We start from the raw sequence: 17,003 nt of genomic DNA on the forward strand, positions 1-17,003 counted from the left end.
CGCGCGCACGCGCCAGCCAGGCGCGGATGGCGCGCAGGCACCGCGATGGACCAGGGAAGCGGGGGGATGCCGTAGTGGCCGCGTCCGCCTGGCGGCGATGCGCGGCAGCGTTCTCGACCGCGCTCAGTAGCGCCAGTGCATGCGCCGGTACAGCTTGGCCAGCACCCAGGCCGGGCCGATCAGCAGATAGGTCAGGTCGGTGAGGAAGCTGGGCCGGTGGCCTTCCAGTGCGTGCCCGATGAACTGGGCGATCCAGGCCACCACGAACACGCCGACCGCCAGCCACAGCAGCCCCTGCAGGCCCAGGTGCGCCTCCAGCAGCCGGCACAGGCAGCCGCAGAAGAAGAACGCCGCCAGCATGCCGTAGCCCAGCGTGCGCGACAGGCGGTTGTAGTACATCCACGCCGCGAACATGCCCAGCGCCGCCCACAGCCCGCTCTGGAACCAGGTGCCGCCGACCGGGATGCACCACAGCAGGGCCACCACCGACCACAGGATCGCCGGCACCGCGACCACGTGGATGCGCTGGTTGGCGGCATTGCGGTGATCGTCGGAATAGCTGGCGAAATAGCGGTCGATCGGGCGCGCGTAGGCGGTGGTATCCATCTTCCCTCCCAGGAACCGGCCCAGCATAGCGCCATCGCCGGAGTGATGCGGAGACACTGACCCGGCGGAGGGCGGCGATCGCGGTGACGGGATCGTCTGAGGCGATCTGGCGAAGCGACAAGCCGTTGTCTCCAGCACGGACGCCTTTCCCGTTCGCAGGTCGCGCCGACACCGCGCAGTCGCTCATCACCGCAGCGGGCATCGAGGCCGTCCCGCCAACGGAGCGAGCGTTGGCGCACCACTGCACTTTCGTGAAGTGCGGCCTCAGCCGCAACGGGGGTTGCCGGGGGACGCACCGGTCAGGGTTGGAGTCGCCATCACAAGACAACGGGCATCTGGTTCGATCGTGCCGGATGCAGGGGATGAGAGGTGCCTTTTCGTTTCGACGAACGGCGTCCGAACGATGTCGGACACCGCCTGATCGATCACCGTAGGCGAGCGGTGGCGTCGCCGATCAGGGGCGATCGCGCTGTCGGCGCGATCGCCCCGCCACGGTTCGGCCGCTCAGGCGCGCGCCATGGCCTTGTTCGCCTCTTGCTGCTGCTCGCGCTGCACCGACTCCTGCTGCTGCGCGGACTGGCTGGCCAACTGCGCGCTGGTCTGCTCCAGCGGCGGTGCGGGCTGCTGCAGGTCCACCACCGCACGGAAGCCCGGCGTGGTCCCGGCGACGAAGGCCTTGTCGTTCGCCACGTTGACCTCCTTCAGCTTGTCGGGACTGTCGATCCCGGCCTGCTTGGCCTGCAGGGTGAGATTGGCCACCGCCTCGTTCGACAGCTTGGCGTGCGGCGGATTGGCCTTCTCGGCACCGCGATCGGCCTCGGCACGCATCTTGTCGTACAGCGGCGTATCCGGATGCCCCGGCTCACCCAGCTGCGGACCCTTCGCCGGCTTGGCCTGCGCCTGCTCGGCGGCCGCCAGCCCGGCACGCGTGTCGCGGCCGACGATACCGTCCTGGGTGAGCCCGCGCTGTTTCTGCAGCGCCGTGACCGCTTCGTGGGTGTTGTCGCCGAAGCGGCCGTCTTCCTCCAGCGGACGGCCTTGCGCATCGCGGATGCCGAGGCGGTTGAGGTGCTGCTGCAACTCGCGCACTTCCGGACCCTGATCGCCCTGGCGCAGCGTGCCGTTGCCGTGCTGTGCGTGATCGCGGCCATGCGCGTCGACCTGCTGGCCGCGGTTCCACCAGGTTTCCGGGCTGACGGCCTTCCCGTTCGCATCGTGCATCTGGTAATGCACGTGCTGCGCATACTGGTTCGCCCCGTTCGGACCGCGTCCGCCCATGGTGCCGATCGCATCGCCGGCGCGCACGGTATCGCCCTCTTTCACCGAGCGCGAATCCAGGTGCAGGATTTCGTGCGAGTTGCCCTGCGCATCGCGAATCTTCACCGTGCCGTACTGGCCGCCGGAGAAAGTCACCGTGCCGGAGATCGGCGCGTGCACCGTCGGGTGCTGCCGGTTGATTCCCGTCTGGCCGCCTTCGTAGTTGAAGTCGGTGCCGCCGTGCGGGCCGCGGGCGCGGTGTTCGCCATAGTGCCCGGTGATATGCGGGTCGACCTTGCCCTGGCTTGGCAGCATGCGTTCCATGGTCTGCTGGAAGTTGCTGTGGCTGGCGCCGTGCGATTGCGGCGTCGGCGTGGCCGTGTGCTGCTGGCCGCGCCCCTGCTCGTGTGCCTGCCCTTGCCCTTGCCCTTGCCCTTGTCCCTGTCCCTGTCCCTGGGTGCGCGACTGGTGCTGCTCGACGAACTGCTGATAGCGATCCAGATAGGGCGTCACCTCGCGCCGCGAAAGGGCCAGACCACCATAGTCCTTGCTCGGGCCATCGTGGTGGTACTTGTAGATATGGTCTTCGCCCTGGCCACGGCGCTGGGCAAGGTCGCGGTTGTCGATGTAGTGCTGCACCAGTGCGCGCGACTGGGTTTCCACATCGAACCGGTTGGCATTGTTGACGCCGTAGTGCGCACCGGTGCGGTCGACGAACTGGCCAAGGCCGGACGCCGAGGTGGTGCCGGCAGCCGCGTCGGGATTGAAGCCCGATTCGACCCGTGCGATGGCCAGGACGTAGGCGGTTTCCCGCGACGACAGGCCGGCGTTGCGCGAGGCGCCGATCAGGCTGTCGATCACCCTGGACTGCGTTTCCGGCGAGGCATCGCCCCAGCGCCTCGACTCGCCGTGCAGACGACCATCGTTGGTGTCGATGGGTTCGCGGTAGTGGCTCCAGGGCTTGATGTTGTCGCTGCGATAGCCGGGCCCTCGCGGCTGCACCATGTCGTTGTAGATCGTGTTGTTGTCGCTCATGTGCGTTCCTTTCTGTGAGACGGATTCTTCCTTGGGATGGGTGTTGCTCCATGTACTGCGTACTGCGGGTGCCATGTGCCGTTCCTCGGCGCACGGTCATGCTTGGCTCAAGGCAGGAACGGCTCCATGTCTGGATGCTTCAGGCCCAGTGCCTCGAGCTGGTGTTCGTATTCGTCGTTGTTCGGGCTTTGCTGGCCCTGTTCTTCGCGCAGCGGCGGATTCGCATGATTGAGCAGCTGGCCCTTGCCGTCGTAGAGGAAAAACCACTCGCAGAACTCGCAGCCGTACGGCAATTCACCGTATTGCACGACGAAGTACGCGTCGCCCTTGGCGTCTTCGCTGCAGCCCAGTCCCACGGCCGTGTAGTCGGCCATTTCAGGCGGGGGCGCGAGGGGCTGCTGCTGTCCGTTACGCTCCAGGGCAACCTGGGTCTTGGCGGGAGCGGACGCATCCGCGGAAGGCAGCGGGGTCAAATGCAGACGCGCTCCAGGGCATTCCTTGATCATGCCGTCTTTTCCTTGTCTGGCCGAATCGGATGAAACGGGCGCGGCGGCAGCCTCAGTGGCTGCCGGCTTCGGCGCCGCGTCGCTCGCAGGGTGGGGTTGGCCGCCGCAGGCGGCGAGCAACAGCGTCAGGCCGAGCGCGGAAGACAGGGTGATCGGATGTGGCATCGGCTCCTCCTTGGCGGGCGGTTACGCAGCCGAAAATCTGCTGCTGCTCGAAGTTGCAACCAGCGACAATGCACGCTGCCGTGCACTGCCAAATCGGTCTTGTGGGTAGCCTGCCTGGAGATCGCCCACTCGGCTCGGCTGCGAATCGGCGGCCAGCGACCGTAAAGCGATACAGGTCGGGCAGCATGTCGGCAGCACCTCCATGGCCAGTCCAGTCACGCGCTACAACCCCTGGTCGTCGACCTTCACCAGCGTCCAGCACGGCTTCTGCGTGAACTGGTAGACCTGCTGGTCGCCGGTATCGGGAGTGCGCACCATGACCTGCCGGCCCTCGGCGTTTTGCGATACCACGACCTCGCGCCCGCCCTTGCGGGCCGCGTCCAGGTTGGGGATCACCGGCCATTCCACCTCGGCCAGCGGCACATTGCGGGTGACCGGTGCCGGCTCCGGCTGCGCATCCGGATCGATGTGGACCATCGTCAATGGATCGGCGGTGGCCTTTTCCTGCACCGCGATGTCGGTGCTGAAGCGCTTGAGGAAGGCATCGAAATCGGCATCCTGGCAGCGCGGCGCGGCCGCGGTGGCTGCGGTCTGCGAGGGCGCGGCCGTCGCTGCGGCCACCGTGGAGCCAGCCGGCTGCGCCTTGCACGCGACCAGGGCCGCTGCCACTACCAGGGACGTCAGAATGGGGTGTGCAGTAGCCAACGGATCCTCCTGATCGGGTCGGGCGGACACTCGCCCTTCGGGCGGGTGAGTTTAGTTCACCAGGATCATCATGTCGTGAAGCCGAGGCGGGGCGTTGCCGCGGGCTCTGCAACGCCCAACGAGGCCTGAAAGTCGCTCGCTCAATCCGCTATCGAGCAACGTACATGCCGCGACGGATCACAGTCCGTTCGCGAAGACATCCAGCTTTTGCGGTTCTATCCATCCCTGCGCACAGTCGCCTTCAGGGCGCGTATTGCCTCCAACGGTGCAATGTATGCCCTGCTTGGGCTGTGCCACAAAGTCAACCGGACGCTCACCATACTGCTTGCAGATCGGCTTTTCCCGGCACGCGCTGACGCTCGCAGGCGGGATGGCGACCACGTAGTAGTAGGCGGCGTGTTGGCCCGCATGCGCGGTCGCCAGGATGCAGAGGAACTGCCCATCAGACAGCCTGGCGGCGACCTGCGCCTTGCTGCCGGTCACCGGCAAGGCGTCCAGAAGTGCGGCGTCGGGTTCGGCTACGCCTGCGAAGTTTCCCTCCGCGTCGCAGCGTGGGGACATGTCGACATCGTAGAAATCGCCGGCGTCCATGTCGCCCGCCACGCAGCCGCTGCCCTTGGCCGCATTTTCGCAACGAAGGTGCAAGGACTTGGCCAGTGCTGCAACGCCGTCATCCTGGCGGGCAGTCCGTGATGCGGTGGGCGCGCGAACGGATGCGGCCTTGTCTGAAGATGCAGCGTGAGCGGACACGTCAGCGACGGGGCGTGCGGAGGGTGAGGCGTCGGCTTGCCGAGGGCTACAGGCGGCCAGCGCCATGGAAAGCGCAAGAGCAGCAAAAAGTGCGGGAGAACGAGCCAACGGATCCTCCTGATCAGGTCGGACGCACGAGCGCTCGCGCGGGTGGCCGAGTCTAGTTGACCAGGATGCTCCGAGCCGTGAAGCAGCGCGAATGGCGGCTGGCCAGCGCAAGGTGGCCGCCCTCAGCGGCCGCCCTCATGCGCCGGCGCACCCGGCGCACGGCTCCACTCAGTCGACCGAAATTCCCGCCAGCCGCTGCAGCGCCTCGGCGTACTTGGCGCGGGTGCGGTCGATCACGTCCTGCGGCAGGCGCGGGCCGGGCGCGGTCTTGCCCCAGTCCAGCGTCTCCAGGTAGTCACGCACGAACTGCTTGTCGTAGCTCGGCGGGCTGGTCCCGACTTCGTATTCGTCGGCCGGCCAGTAGCGCGAGGAGTCCGGGGTCAGCATCTCGTCCATGATGTACAGGCGGCCGTCGGCGTCGGTGCCGAACTCGAACTTGGTGTCGGCCAGCAGGATGCCGCGCTCGGCGGCGAAGTCGGCGGCGAAGCGGTAGATGCGCAGGGTGGCGTCGCGCACGCGCTCGGCCAGCTCGGCGCCCACGGTCTTGACCATGGCGTCGAAGTCGATGTTCTCGTCGTGGTCGCCGACGGCGGCCTTGGTCGAGGGGGTGAAGATCGGTTCGGCCAGCTTGTCGGCCTGGCGCAGGCCGTCAGGCAGTTCGATGCCGCTGACCTTGCCGGTGCGCTGGTAATCCTTCCAGCCGCTGCCGATCAGGTAGCCGCGGGCGATGGCTTCCACCGGCACCGGCTTGAGCTTGCGGGTCACCACCGCGCGCTTGGCGTACAGGGCCTTGTCCACGCCCTCGGGCAGCACCGCGGCCACGTCGATGCCGGTGAGGTGGTTGGGCATCAGGTGCTCGGTCTTCTTGAACCAGAAGTTGGAGACCTGGCACAGCATCTCGCCCTTGCCGGGAATCGGGTCGGGCAGCACCACGTCGAAGGCCGACAGGCGGTCGGTGGCGACCATCAGCAGGTAGTCGCCGGGCGGCGCTTCGGCCGGCAGGCGCTCGCGGGGAAGATCGAACACGTCGCGGACTTTGCCGCGGTGGCGCAAGGGCAGGCCGGGCAGATCGGATTGCAACAGCGTGGTGGACACAGGCACTCCTACGGACTTCGCAATGGCGACCGTCCCGGGACCCGGCGGGCCCGCGGCGGACGGCGGGCCGCGTAGTGTACGGCCGGAATGCCCCGCTGTGCCGTAAAATGGCCGGCCCTGACGCCGCGCCCGCCCTTGCCCATGCCCTGGTACGGAAAACTGCTCGGCGCCATCGCCGGGGCCCTGCTGCTGCGGCCCACGCCGGTGCTGGGTGCGTTGATCGGGTTGCTGATCGGGCATGCCTTCGACGCGGACTGGTTCAAGCTGTCCCAGCGCGAGGATCCGTACCGGGAACTGGGCCTGACCCGCGACGCCACCGACGCCGAGATCGAACTGGCCTATCGCCGGCTGATGTCCCAGTACCACCCCGACAAGGTCGCCAGCGCCAGCCCCGAGCTGCGCGCCCGCGCCGAGAAGAAGGCCAGCCAGCTCAACACCGCCTACGACCGTATCCGCACCCTGCGCAAGCGCTGAGACCCCGCCATGTCCGACTGCCTCATCTCCCCGTCCATCCTGTCCGCCGATTTCGCCCGCCTCGGCGAGGAAGTGGATGCCGTGCTGCGCGCCGGCGCCGACTGGATCCACTTCGACGTGATGGACAACCATTACGTGCCGAACCTGACCATCGGCCCGATGGTCTGCCAGGCGCTGCGCAAGCACGGCGTCACCGCGCCGATCGACGTACACCTGATGGTCGAGCCGGTGGACCGGCTGATCCCGGATTTCGCCGAGGCCGGCGCCAGCATCATCAGCTTCCACCCCGAGGCCAGCCGCCATGTGCACCGCAGCATCCAGCTGATCAAGTCGCACGGCTGCAAGGCCGGCTTGGTGCTCAACCCGGCCACCCCGGTGGACATCCTCGACTGGGTGCTGGACGACCTGGACCTGGTGCTGGTGATGTCGGTCAACCCGGGTTTCGGCGGCCAGGCCTTCATTCCCTCGGCGCTGGACAAGCTGCGCGCGATCCGCGCCCGCATCGACGCCAGCGGCAAGCCGATCCGGCTGGAGATCGACGGCGGCGTCAAGCCGGACAACATCGCCGCGATCGCCGCCGCCGGCGCCGACACCTTCGTCGCCGGCTCGGCCATCTTCAATGCGCCGGACTACGCCGAGGTGATCGCGCAGATGCGCGCCGCGGTCGCGGGGCGTTGAGATGACGGCGCTGCGCATCCGCCCGGCGGTGGCCGACGATGCGGCGCTGATCCTGCGCCTGATCCGCGACCTGGCGCGCTACGAGCGCGCCGAGGACGCGGTGCAGACCGACGAGGCCGGCCTGCGTGCCAGCCTGTTCGGCGCCGACGCCCGCGCGCATGCGCTGATCTGCGAGGCCGACGGCCAGCCGATCGGCTACGCGGTGTACTTCTACAACTATTCCACCTGGCTCGGCCGCAACGGCCTGTACCTGGAAGACCTGTACGTGGACCCGGCGCACCGCGGCGTGGGTGCCGGCAAGGCGCTGCTGCAGCATCTGGCGCGCCAGGCGGTGGCCGAGGGCTGCGGCCGCTTCGAATGGTCGGTGCTGGACTGGAACCAGCCGGCCATCGACTTCTACGAAGCGGTCGGCGCCCGCGCGCAGGACGAGTGGACCGTGTACCGGCTGCAGGGCGAGGCGCTGGCCAGGTTCGCCGCCGGCTGAGCGGCGCTGGACGGCCAAAAGAAAAGAACCGCACCGTCGCCGGTGCGGCCCCTGGGAGATAAATCGGAGGCTGATCCTGCCTCCATCCGTCTTCCTTGCTATGGCCTCCCATGTTCCGGACGCTCGGTGACGCGCGTATGACAGCGCACGCGACTGGATTCACGCATCGCCCATGCCGCGCCGGCTAGCGTGGCGGCTCCACCCTGGGATGGTTCGCATGGCCGCAGCGCATTGGCGTCTGATCCTCAACGGCAAATCGGCCGGCGACGAGGCGTTGCGCGAGGCGGTCATGGCCATGCGCGCGCGCGGCGTGGCGCTGCAGGTGCGGGTGACCTGGGAGCAGGGCGATGCCGAACGCTACGTGGCCGAGGCGGTGGCCGACGGCGCGGCCTGCATCGTTGCCGCTGGCGGCGACGGCACCCTGAGCGAGGTCGCCACGACGCTGGCGCATCGCCAGGAACCGGCCGCGTCGCTGCCGGCCCTGGGCCTGGTGGCGCTGGGCACGGCCAACGATTTCGCCACCGCGACCGGCATTCCGTTGCCGCCGCTGGAGGCATTGGAGCTGATCGCACGCACGCCGGCGCTGCCGATCGACCTGTTGCGCATCGACGCCGAGCATGGCCCGCACTGGTGCGCCAACGTCGCCAGCGGCGGCTTCGGCACCCAGGTCACGGTGGAGACCGACGAAGGCCTGAAGAAGATGCTGGGCGGGCTGGCCTACCTGGTCACCGGGATGAGCCGGCTGGGCCGGATCGACCCGATCCGCGCGCGCTTCGAGGGGCCGGACTTTGCCTGGGAAGGCGACTTCATCGCGCTCGGCCTGGGCAACGGCCGCCAGGCCGGTGGCGGCCAGGTGTTGTGCCCGGACGCGCTGCTCGACGACGGCCTGCTCGACCTGACCCTGGTGCCGGAGCTGACCGGCGAGGTCGCCGCGACCCTGGGCACCCTGGTCACCGCCGGCAAGCAGGCCGCGCTGGAGCGGGTGGCGGTGCGCGCACGCCTGCCGTGGCTGCGCATCGAGGCGGCGCAGCCGCTGACCCTGAACCTGGACGGCGAGCCGGAAACCTCGCGCCACTTCCGCATCGACTGCGTGCCCGGTCGCCTGCGCATGCACCTGCCGCCGGCGTCGCCGTTGCTGCAGGCGCGCCGAGGCTAACGGGCCGCAGCGCACGCCATCCATCTGCTCGCGTGTTGCTCTTGTAGGAGCGGCTTCAGCCGCGACAGACATTCCCGGTAAGGCCCGTCGCGGCTGAAGCCGCTCCTACGACAGGCGACGTGGCGACGACTCAGCGCGATCGTGGGCGCGCACATGATGACCAGAGCGCACACCTTTGACTCCACATGGGCGCACTGGGCAAGTGCGCCCATGTGGGAGGGACTTCAGTCCCGACGCGACACCCTCGCAGACCGCTTCTACACCGCGCTCGATCGGTCGCGTCTGCAACCGTTGCCAGTCGCCGCAGTTGCGGTAAAGTAGCCGCCGTGTCCAGCCTGACGACCCCGCTTTCCCTCACTTCCGCTCGCCGTGCGTGGCGATGGTGGCCTGCAGCCGTCGTCCGCCCTGTCACCGAGTCCCGGAAGGAAAGCCGTCTTGATTACCCGCGAGCAGTTCCAGCGCTACGCCGCTGAAGGTCACACCCGCATCCCCGTCGTCCGCGAAGTGCTGTCCGACCTGGACACGCCGCTGTCGGTCTATCTCAAGCTCGCCGACGCCCCGCACACCTACCTGTTCGAATCGGTCGAAGGTGGCGAGCGCTTCGGGCGTTACTCGATCATCGGCCTGCCGGTGCGCCGCGTGTACACCTTCCGCGGGCATACTCTGGACGTGCGCGACCATGGCGAACTGATCGAGCGCCGCGAGGTCGCCGATCCCTTCGCCGAGGTCGAGGCGCTGCGCGCGCAGCATGTGGTGCCCAAGCTGGCGGGCGTGCCCGGCTTCACCGGCGGCCTGGTCGGCTGGTTCGGCTTCGAATGCATCGGCTACATCGAGCCGCGCCTGGCCGGCGCCGTCGCCCGCGACGAGCTGGACACGCCGGACATCCTGCTGATGCTGTCCGAGGAAGTGGCGGTCTTCGACAACCTCAAGGGCCGCCTGTACCTGATCGTGCATGCCGACCCGACCGAGGCCGACGCCTGGGAACGTGCGCAGGCGCGCCTGGATGCGCTCACCACCACCTTGCGCCAGCCGGGCGCCGGCTACCCCGCGCCGCTGGCGCGCGACGTGCTGGACGAGAGCGATTTCGTCTCCGGCTTCACCCGCGAGGGCTTCATCGCCGCGGTGGAGACATCCAAGGACTACATCCGCGCCGGCGACATCTTCCAGGTGGTGCTGAGCCAGCGCCTGAGCGTGCCGTTCACCGCGCGCCCGGTGGATGTGTACCGCGCGCTGCGCGCGCTGAATCCGTCGCCGTACATGTATTTCCTCGACGTCGGCGACACCCAGGTGGTCGGTTCCTCGCCCGAGATCCTGGTGCGGCTGGAGAACGGCCAGGTCACCGTACGCCCGATCGCCGGCACCCGCCCGCGCGGCAAGACCCCGGAAGAGGACCAGGCGCTGGAGGCGGAACTGCTGGCCGATCCGAAGGAGCGCGCCGAGCACCTGATGCTGATCGACCTGGGCCGTAACGATGCCGGCCGGGTCTCGCAGGCCGGCAGCGTCGCGGTCGGCGAGCGCTTCGTGATCGAGCGCTACAGCCACGTCATGCACATCGTCAGCGAAGTCACCGGCACCTTGCTGCCCGGCCTCAGCTACGCCGACGTGCTGCGCGCCACTTTCCCTGCCGGCACCGTCAGTGGCGCGCCGAAGATCCGCGCGCTGGAAGTCATCCGCGAGCTGGAGCCGATCAAGCGCAACGTCTACGCCGGCAGCATCGGCTACCTGGGCTGGCACGGCGACGCCGACACCGCCATCGCCATCCGCACCGCGGTGATCAAGCATGGCCGCCTGCACGTGCAGGCCGGCGCCGGCATCGTCTACGACTCCGACCCGCAGGCCGAATGGGACGAGACGATGAACAAGGGCCGTGCGTTGTTCCGGGCGGTGGCCGAAGCGGCGAAGGGGCTGTGAGCGCCGCCGCATCGCCGCGGATCGGCTTCCGCAACGACTACAGCGAAGGTGCGCATCCGTGCCTGCTCGCCGCGCTGGCCGCGGCCAGCGACGAGCAGAACGCCGGCTATGGCCTGGACCGGCACAGCGCACGCGCCGCGCAGCTGATTCGCGCCGAGATCGGCTGCGCCGACGCCGACGTGCATCTGCTGGTCGGCGGCACCCAGACCAACCTCACCGCCATCGCCGCGTTCCTGCGCCCGCACCAGGCGGTGATCGCCGCTGCCTGCGGCCACATCGCCACCCACGAGACCGGCGCGATCGAGGCCACCGGGCACAAGGTGCTCACCGTGGACGCGGCCGACGGCCGGCTCACGCCGGAGCGGATCGCGCCGCTGCTGGCCGAGCACGGCAACGAGCACATGGTGCAGCCGCGGCTGGTCTACGTATCCAACACCACCGAGGTCGGTACGCTGTACCGCAAGCGTGAGCTGCAGGCGCTGCGCACCTTCTGCGACGCGCATGGCCTGCTGCTGTTCCTGGACGGTGCGCGCATCGGCAGCGCGCTCACCGCCGAGGGCAACGACCTGACGCTGGCCGACGTCGCCGCACTGACCGATGCGTTCTACATCGGCGGCACCAAGAACGGTGCCTTGCTCGGCGAGGCGCTGGTGATCGTCCATGCGGCCTTGAAAGCGGATTTCCGCTACCTGCTCAAGCAGCGCGGCGCACTGCTGGCCAAGGGCATGGTGCTGGGCACCCAGTTCGCCGCGCTGTTCGAGGACGGCCTGTTCTACCAGTTGGCCGCGCACGCCAACCGCATGGCCGCGCGGCTGCGCGACGGATTGGCCGCGGCCGGCGCTCAGTTCGCCTCGGATTCGCCGACCAACCAACTGTTCGTGATCCTGCCCGCCGCCGCGGTCGAGACGCTGGCGCAGCGCTACGACTTCGAGCGCTGGCAGGTGCTGGGCGATGGCCGTTGGGTGATCCGCTTCGTCACGTCGTGGGCGACGCAGGATGCGGCGGTCGACACGTTGATCGCGGATTTCGCCGCGCTGCTTCAATCCGGCGCGCAGCGTGCGGCCGGCTGACATTCCGCCAAGGAGAGGAAAATGAAAATCCGTACGCTTGTTGCCTGGGCCGTTGCCGCGGTGCTGGCCTTGCCGGCCGTCGCCAGCGCGCAGGTCAACAGCCTGCCGTCGCAGCCGCACCTGTTGGTGAAGGGTGAGGCGCAGCGCGAGGTGATTCCTGATCGCTTCAATATCAAATTGACGTTGGAAGCCGTCGATGTTGCGCCGGAAGCGGCACGCGCGCGGGTGCAGGAGGATGCGACGAGTGTCCTGTCCGCCTTCAAGCAGCACCATGCCCTGAGCAACAGCGTACAGGCGTCCACCTTGTCGATCGCGCCGGAACGGCGCTACGAGAACGACCGTCAGGTGTTCAAGGGGACCAAGGTACAACGCACCTTGTCTGCCGACTTTTCCACGCTCGACGATGTGCGCCAGTTCCTGGCCGGGTTGAAGACCAGTCAGTCTCTGCAGGTCTCCGCGATCAGTCCCGCCTACAGCAAGGAAGCGGAGGTGCGCGCTGAACTCAAACGCCAAGCGGTTGAGCAGACGCGTGTTTCGGCACAAGAGTTGGCACGCGCCTACGGGGTGTCGCTGGGCGGGCTGTATACGATTTCCACGGTCGCCCCCAACTTTGCCTACGGAATTCAGGCAGGGACCTGGCAAGGAGGGCGAAGCCAGGTTGGTGACGGTTACGGATACAGCCTGGACGCCATCCAGGTGACGGGCAACCGCGCGGCCGCGGCGCCGTTGGCCGAATCCCTCGAAGCCGGCACCCTCACCCTTTCCGAAAACGTCTATGCGGTCTTCCTGATCGCGCAATGAATCCGGTGGCGTGCTGCGTGCGGCGGACACCGAGGCGATGCGCCGTCTGATCCGCCCGGCGCGCCGCGCGATGGCACCCAGGCATGGGCCAGCCGCTCACCGCGCTGCGTCGCGCGCCGCGCGGTCGATGAAATCGGCGACCGCCTGCGGATGCGACACCGGCGACAGGTGGCTGGACGCCACGTGCCGGACCTGCGCGCCGATGTCGTGCGCCAGTTGCCGTTGGATCGTCGGCAGCAGTGCGTGATCGTTGTCGGTGACCAGGTACCAGCTGGGCTTGCTGTGCCATGCCGCATGCGAAATCCTGTCGGCGAAGGCGCGCGCGGCCATGGGCTGTTGCATGGCAGCGAGTACACGCACCTTGTCCATCGGCACATCGCCGGCCATGACGGTTCGAAAGGCCGTCGGCGCATCGAGCCACACCAATCCGTCCGCATCGGGCGTCATGCCGTCCATCGGCGCGTGCAGCCGGGTCAGCAGGTCGGCGACCGATTCGTTGCTGTCGGGCACGAGGGCGGACAGATAGACCAGGCCGCGGACGTTGTCGGCATTGCCTGCTTCGGTGATGACCGCGCCCGCCCAGGAGTGCCCGACGAGCAGGACCGGCCCCCGCTGACGCGCCAGCACGCGGCGCGTCGCGGCGACGTCGTCGGCCAGCGAGGTCAGCGGGTTCTGCACGGCCGTCACGTGGTAGCCCTTGCGCTGCAGTCGCCGCACGACCTCCGCCCAACTCGATCCGTCCACGAATGCACCGTGCACCAGCACGATGTTCGGCACGGCAGCGCGGAGCGTCTCGGCCCGGCTCGACTGCGGAAACGCACTGGCTGCGAGCACACCGGCGACCGCAAGGCCTGCAAGAAGCTTGATGGTGAATGCCATGGAAAGTCCTTTGCCGTGTGCTCAGGCGGGCTGGACGCTGACCACGGCAGCGGCGCCTGCCCAGCACGCGGCCAGTGCGTCGGCGCGGATCGCCGGCTCGAAGCCCTGCACCGACACCGCGACCAGGCCTTGGGTCACGAACGGGTCGTCCGCCATCATGGCGTCGAGTTCGGGGCGGCTCGTGCATGACGCCAGCACGATCCCCCCGGATTTGTCCGCATTGGGTCCTGCCGCCAGGATGCGGCCTGCCTGGATGTGGTGCGCCAGCCAGTGCCGATGGGCATCGAGATGCGCCTGGATGTCCTCGGGCGGGCGGATGTAGGTCAACGCGACGATGTAGAGCATGCGGATTCCTCGAGCAAGTGTCGGGTGGTCAGTGCAGGGCGATCTGGCGCGCGACGTCGGTCGCGGCACTGCGGGCGGCGGACATGGCCTGTGTGGCCAGTACATCGCCTTTCGAAAGGGGTTCGGCACGAACGACATGCACATCGGTGATGCCCATGAAGCCCAGCGTGGCCTTGAGATAGGGCTCCTGGAAGTCCAGTGGCGCGAGCGGGCCGCTGGTGTAGATGCCACCGCGCGTGGTCACGATCACCACGCGCTTGCCAGTGGCCAGCCCTATCGGACCGTCAGGCGTGTAGCGGAAGGTCCGGCCGGGCTGCACGATCCGGTCGATCCACGCTTTCAGTTGCGTGGCGACCGAGAAGTTGTACATCGGCGCGCCGATGACCACGACGTCGCTGGCCAGGAATTCGGCAACGAGCGTTTCGGATCGCGCATGCTCGGCGGCCACGCTCGCTGTGTCCGCCTGTGCGGTCAAGGGGCGAAACCCAGCCGCGATGGGGCCGTCCAGATGCGGAATCGCCTCCGCGACGAGATCGCGGTAGCGGATCTGTGCCGCGGGCGCGTGTGCCAGCAACTGGGTCACGACCAATGCCGTCAGCGCTCGGGACGCGGACGCATCGCCGAGGATGCTCGAATCGAGGTGGAGGATGTGCATGGTGTTCTGTCCGCTGTTGGGGGAGTGGAGCTGCGCGCGGGTCGGCGCCGGCTCGGCGATGCGCAGGATGGCCATCGGGCCGCTGGGCGTCCAAGACGGAATATGGGAAAGTTGAGACCCAAAAGGACGCACCCCATGCTCGATCTGCGCCAGCTTCGGTACTTCGTTGCGGTGGCCGAAACCGAGAACGTCGGCCGCGCGGCCGAGCAGCTGTACATCTCGCAGTCCCCGCTGAGCAGGCAGATCAAGCAACTGGAGGAGCAGTTGGGCGTGCTGTTGTTCGAGCGCAGCAAGCAGCGCATCCGGCTCACCCAGGAGGGGCGCGATCTGCTCGGCGAAGTGCGGACGCTGATGGCCAACGCCAATCGGGTCGAGACCTTCGCGCGGCGTCTCGGCGCGGGCAGCGCCGGGCGCCTGGCGATCGGCTATGTGGAGGGCGCGATGTATGCGAACGTGGTCAGCCCGAGCGTGCGCGCGTTCCGGATCGCCAGCCCGTCCGTGCTGCTGTCGCTGCAGGGACTGGGCACCGCGGTGCAGTTCGACTACCTGCGCCGACACATGCTCGACGTCGGACTCGCCTACAGGCTGCCGGAGCGCGATGCCGGCCTGAGCGGCGCCCTGGTGCTCGACGAGCCGTTGACGCTGGCACTGCCGAAGGGGCATCCGTTGTCCCGCTCGCGCAGCATCAAGCCGGCGCAACTCGACGGGCAGACCTGGATCGCGGTGACGCGCCAGCCGGTGGACACGATCCGCTCGGCCTTGCTCGCCGCCTGCCAGGATGCCGGTTTCACGCCGGACATCGCCTACGAGACCTCGGATCCGCTGGCCTCGCTGTACCTGGTGAGTGCCGGACTCGGCGCGGCGCTGGTCCAGTCCGCATTGAAGGAGCGCGCGCCGGCCGGCATCGTGTTCCGCGATCTGGCGTGGCTGAAACTGCGGGTGAGGCTCTATCTGGTCTGGCGCAGCGACGACGCGCGTCCGATCGTCGCCACGTTCCGCGAGGCGGTCGCCACCTTTGCCGGACATCCGCTGGACGTTTGAGCGCAGCGCCTGCGGCGACCGGCGGATCGGAAGGTCGACCGGTCCGCCCTGCTGTCACGGAGCGCGGCAACGGGCCGTTGACGCGGCGTGCTCGCCGTCGCCGCATCGGCGCCGCAGCGTGTTCGCGTGCACCGTTGCCCGGGCGACGCGACCGGCGCGGCGTGCAATCGACAGTGCCGAACGCGGGCATTACACTCGGAACCGGCCCGTCGCCTCTGCCTGCAGCGGTGGCCGGACCCTCCATCGATCAAGTGGCCGAGTGCATGACCCGCAACATCCCGTTCAACGTGGTGCATTGGTGGCGCTTCTCCTAGAAGCGGCGCACCCCTGCGGTCCATGACTGCACGTTCGCCGCCGTGACCGGTGGCGGCTCCCCTCGGCTCCCGGCATGGCGGCTCCCAGCGAAGGAGAGTTGTCTTGTCCCCCAATCGATCCACGACGCCCATGCCTGCCGTGCGCCACGGCGCCTGTCCGCTCGCCCGCGTCCGTGGAACCGGCGCCTCCCTCCACGGCTCGGCGGCATGCATGCATGCGCGGTCAGCCGCTCCCCGTGCTGTCGTTGCGGGTTCTGCGCAGCCACGATGGCGGGCGCGGACGATGCGATGCGGTTGCACCGCACCTAGCCATCGTGTCAGTTCCGCACGCGGATCGGCGCTCTCTCCCCAAGACATGCAATTTAAATCAATAGGTTAAGTCGATGACCGTCCTGATGCTGGATAACTACGACAGCTTCACCTACAACCTCGTGCAGTACCTGCAGGCGCTCGGCGCCGAGGTCAAGGTGGTGCGCAACGACGCGCTCAGCGTGGACGAGATCGAGCGCCTGGCGCCCGAGCGCATCGTCATCTCGCCGGGGCCGTGCACGCCGAACGAGGCCGGGGTGTCGCTGCAATTGATCGAGCGGCTGGGCCAGCGCACGCCGATCCTGGGCGTGTGCCTGGGCCACCAGAGCATCGGCCAGGTCTACGGCGGGCAGGTGGTGCGTGCCGGCACCATCATGCACGGCAAGACCTCGCGCATCCGCCACGAAGGCCGCGGCGTGTTCGCCGGCCTGCCGGACCGCTACGAGGCCACTCGCTACCACTCGCTGGTGGTGGAGAAGACCACGCTGCCCGACTGTCTGGAAGTGACGGCCTGGACCGAACACGACGACGGCACGGTGGAGGAGATCATGGGCCTGCGTCATCGCCAGTTCCCGGTCGAGGGCGTGCAGTTCCATCCCGAGTCCATCCTCACCGAGCATGGCCACGCCTTGTTGAAGAACTTCCTGGAGCGCTGAGCG

At 68.3% G+C, this 17,003-nt stretch carries 18 protein-coding genes; 9 read left to right on the forward strand and 9 right to left on the reverse strand.

What is annotated here, in order from left to right; genetic code table 11:
• Positions 1–123 precede the first annotated feature (123 nt).
• From ACP93_RS02935 to ACP93_RS02960, 6 genes are all read right to left on the reverse strand, one after another.
• Positions 124–606 (reverse strand): Mpo1 family 2-hydroxy fatty acid dioxygenase, encoded by a 483-nt coding sequence (locus tag ACP93_RS02935; protein WP_048489284.1) that lies wholly within the window; start codon positions 604–606, stop codon positions 124–126.
• A 504-nt stretch (positions 607–1,110) separates the two neighbouring features.
• Positions 1,111–2,898, reverse strand: coding sequence for a peptidoglycan-binding protein (locus tag ACP93_RS02940; RefSeq protein ID WP_048489285.1), 1,788 nt, complete (start codon positions 2,896–2,898; stop codon positions 1,111–1,113).
• A gap of 107 nt (positions 2,899–3,005) precedes the next feature.
• A complete protein-coding gene (locus ACP93_RS02945) occupies positions 3,006–3,569 on the reverse strand; it encodes a hypothetical protein (protein ID WP_228135935.1) in 564 nt (187 codons plus the stop codon).
• A gap of 222 nt (positions 3,570–3,791) precedes the next feature.
• The gene (locus tag ACP93_RS20995; protein WP_228135936.1) at positions 3,792–4,274 is read right to left on the reverse strand and encodes a DUF4348 domain-containing protein; all 483 of its coding nucleotides are present in this window, start codon (positions 4,272–4,274) and stop codon (positions 3,792–3,794) included.
• A 177-nt stretch (positions 4,275–4,451) separates the two neighbouring features.
• On the reverse strand, positions 4,452–5,132 hold the full coding sequence (locus tag ACP93_RS02955) for a hypothetical protein (RefSeq protein ID WP_228135937.1): 681 nt from the start codon (positions 5,130–5,132) through the stop codon (positions 4,452–4,454).
• Positions 5,133–5,300: 168 nt separating this feature from the next.
• Complete coding sequence (locus ACP93_RS02960) at positions 5,301–6,227, reverse strand: phosphoribosylaminoimidazolesuccinocarboxamide synthase (RefSeq protein ID WP_048489287.1); 927 nt, start codon at positions 6,225–6,227, stop codon at positions 5,301–5,303.
• A 141-nt stretch (positions 6,228–6,368) separates the two neighbouring features.
• Between ACP93_RS02960 and ACP93_RS02965 the strand changes: the two genes are divergently transcribed.
• The 7 genes from ACP93_RS02965 (at position 6,369) to ACP93_RS02995 (ending at position 12,801) form a co-directional block, all read left to right on the forward strand.
• A complete protein-coding gene (locus tag ACP93_RS02965) occupies positions 6,369–6,701 on the forward strand; it encodes a J domain-containing protein (protein WP_010341396.1) in 333 nt (110 codons plus the stop codon).
• Positions 6,702–6,710: 9 nt separating this feature from the next.
• On the forward strand, positions 6,711–7,379 hold the full coding sequence (rpe, locus tag ACP93_RS02970) for a ribulose-phosphate 3-epimerase (protein ID WP_048489288.1): 669 nt from the start codon (positions 6,711–6,713) through the stop codon (positions 7,377–7,379).
• A gap of 1 nt (position 7,380) precedes the next feature.
• Positions 7,381–7,863 (forward strand): GNAT family N-acetyltransferase, encoded by a 483-nt coding sequence (locus tag ACP93_RS02975; protein ID WP_048489289.1) that lies wholly within the window; start codon positions 7,381–7,383, stop codon positions 7,861–7,863.
• 217 nt (positions 7,864–8,080) lie between these two features.
• Positions 8,081–9,019 carry a lipid kinase YegS gene (gene yegS / locus ACP93_RS02980; protein WP_048489290.1) on the forward strand — a complete coding sequence of 313 codons (939 nt, stop codon included), beginning with the start codon at positions 8,081–8,083 and terminating at the stop codon, positions 9,017–9,019.
• A 435-nt stretch (positions 9,020–9,454) separates the two neighbouring features.
• The gene (trpE, locus tag ACP93_RS02985; RefSeq protein WP_048489291.1) at positions 9,455–10,930 is read left to right on the forward strand and encodes an anthranilate synthase component I; all 1,476 of its coding nucleotides are present in this window, start codon (positions 9,455–9,457) and stop codon (positions 10,928–10,930) included.
• Complete coding sequence (locus ACP93_RS02990; protein WP_228135938.1) at positions 10,861–12,000, forward strand: threonine aldolase family protein; 1,140 nt, start codon at positions 10,861–10,863, stop codon at positions 11,998–12,000. The genes trpE and ACP93_RS02990 overlap by 70 nt, the downstream gene beginning before the upstream one ends.
• 21 nt (positions 12,001–12,021) lie before the next feature.
• The gene (locus ACP93_RS02995) at positions 12,022–12,801 is read left to right on the forward strand and encodes an SIMPL domain-containing protein (protein ID WP_048489293.1); all 780 of its coding nucleotides are present in this window, start codon (positions 12,022–12,024) and stop codon (positions 12,799–12,801) included.
• Positions 12,802–12,897: 96 nt separating this feature from the next.
• Here ACP93_RS02995 and ACP93_RS03000 read toward each other — a convergent pair whose 3' ends face one another.
• From ACP93_RS03000 to ACP93_RS03010, 3 genes are read right to left on the reverse strand one after another with little or no spacing between them, the layout of a single operon-like run.
• A complete protein-coding gene (locus tag ACP93_RS03000) occupies positions 12,898–13,680 on the reverse strand; it encodes an alpha/beta fold hydrolase (RefSeq protein ID WP_053069676.1) in 783 nt (260 codons plus the stop codon).
• Between the two features lie 21 nt (positions 13,681–13,701).
• Positions 13,702–14,025, reverse strand: a complete 324-nt coding sequence (locus ACP93_RS03005) for a YciI family protein (protein WP_048489294.1) — start codon at positions 14,023–14,025, stop codon at positions 13,702–13,704.
• A 28-nt stretch (positions 14,026–14,053) separates the two neighbouring features.
• Entirely contained in the window at positions 14,054–14,755 is a 702-nt protein-coding gene (locus tag ACP93_RS03010) for an FMN-dependent NADH-azoreductase (protein ID WP_275452263.1), read from the reverse strand.
• A 60-nt stretch (positions 14,756–14,815) separates the two neighbouring features.
• Between ACP93_RS03010 and ACP93_RS03015 the strand changes: the two genes are divergently transcribed.
• Together ACP93_RS03015 and ACP93_RS03020 are read left to right on the forward strand one after the other, a co-directional pair.
• Positions 14,816–15,721 (forward strand): LysR substrate-binding domain-containing protein, encoded by a 906-nt coding sequence (locus ACP93_RS03015; RefSeq protein ID WP_048489295.1) that lies wholly within the window; start codon positions 14,816–14,818, stop codon positions 15,719–15,721.
• Between the two features lie 697 nt (positions 15,722–16,418).
• Entirely contained in the window at positions 16,419–17,000 is a 582-nt protein-coding gene (locus ACP93_RS03020) for an anthranilate synthase component II (protein ID WP_019799299.1), read from the forward strand.
• The last annotated feature ends 3 nt before the right edge of the window (positions 17,001–17,003 follow it).

The sequence above is a fragment of the Xanthomonas sp. NCPPB 1128 genome, assembly GCF_001043115.1.
Taxonomy (GTDB): Bacteria; Pseudomonadota; Gammaproteobacteria; order Xanthomonadales; family Xanthomonadaceae; genus Xanthomonas_A.

Excerpts from the sequence above, each read along its gene's own strand:
- ACP93_RS02935 (WP_048489284.1), bottom strand. The coding sequence starts at position 606 with ATGGATACCACCGCCTACGCGCGCCCGATCGACCGCTATTTCGCCAGC.
- ACP93_RS02940 (WP_048489285.1), bottom strand. The coding sequence starts at position 2,898 with ATGAGCGACAACAACACGATCTACAACGACATGGTGCAGCCGCGAGGG.
- ACP93_RS02945 (WP_228135935.1), bottom strand. The coding sequence starts at position 3,569 with ATGCCACATCCGATCACCCTGTCTTCCGCGCTCGGCCTGACGCTGTTG.
- ACP93_RS02965 (WP_010341396.1), top strand. The coding sequence starts at position 6,369 with ATGCCCTGGTACGGAAAACTGCTCGGCGCCATCGCCGGGGCCCTGCTG.
- rpe (WP_048489288.1), top strand. The coding sequence starts at position 6,711 with ATGTCCGACTGCCTCATCTCCCCGTCCATCCTGTCCGCCGATTTCGCC.
- ACP93_RS02975 (WP_048489289.1), top strand. The coding sequence starts at position 7,381 with ATGACGGCGCTGCGCATCCGCCCGGCGGTGGCCGACGATGCGGCGCTG.
- yegS (WP_048489290.1), top strand. The coding sequence starts at position 8,081 with ATGGCCGCAGCGCATTGGCGTCTGATCCTCAACGGCAAATCGGCCGGC.
- ACP93_RS02990 (WP_228135938.1), top strand. The coding sequence starts at position 10,861 with ATGGGACGAGACGATGAACAAGGGCCGTGCGTTGTTCCGGGCGGTGGC.
- ACP93_RS02995 (WP_048489293.1), top strand. The coding sequence starts at position 12,022 with ATGAAAATCCGTACGCTTGTTGCCTGGGCCGTTGCCGCGGTGCTGGCC.
- ACP93_RS03000 (WP_053069676.1), bottom strand. The coding sequence starts at position 13,680 with ATGGCATTCACCATCAAGCTTCTTGCAGGCCTTGCGGTCGCCGGTGTG.
- ACP93_RS03005 (WP_048489294.1), bottom strand. The coding sequence starts at position 14,025 with ATGCTCTACATCGTCGCGTTGACCTACATCCGCCCGCCCGAGGACATC.
- ACP93_RS03010 (WP_275452263.1), bottom strand. The coding sequence starts at position 14,755 with ATGGCCATCCTGCGCATCGCCGAGCCGGCGCCGACCCGCGCGCAGCTC.
- ACP93_RS03015 (WP_048489295.1), top strand. The coding sequence starts at position 14,816 with ATGCTCGATCTGCGCCAGCTTCGGTACTTCGTTGCGGTGGCCGAAACC.
- ACP93_RS03020 (WP_019799299.1), top strand. The coding sequence starts at position 16,419 with ATGACCGTCCTGATGCTGGATAACTACGACAGCTTCACCTACAACCTC.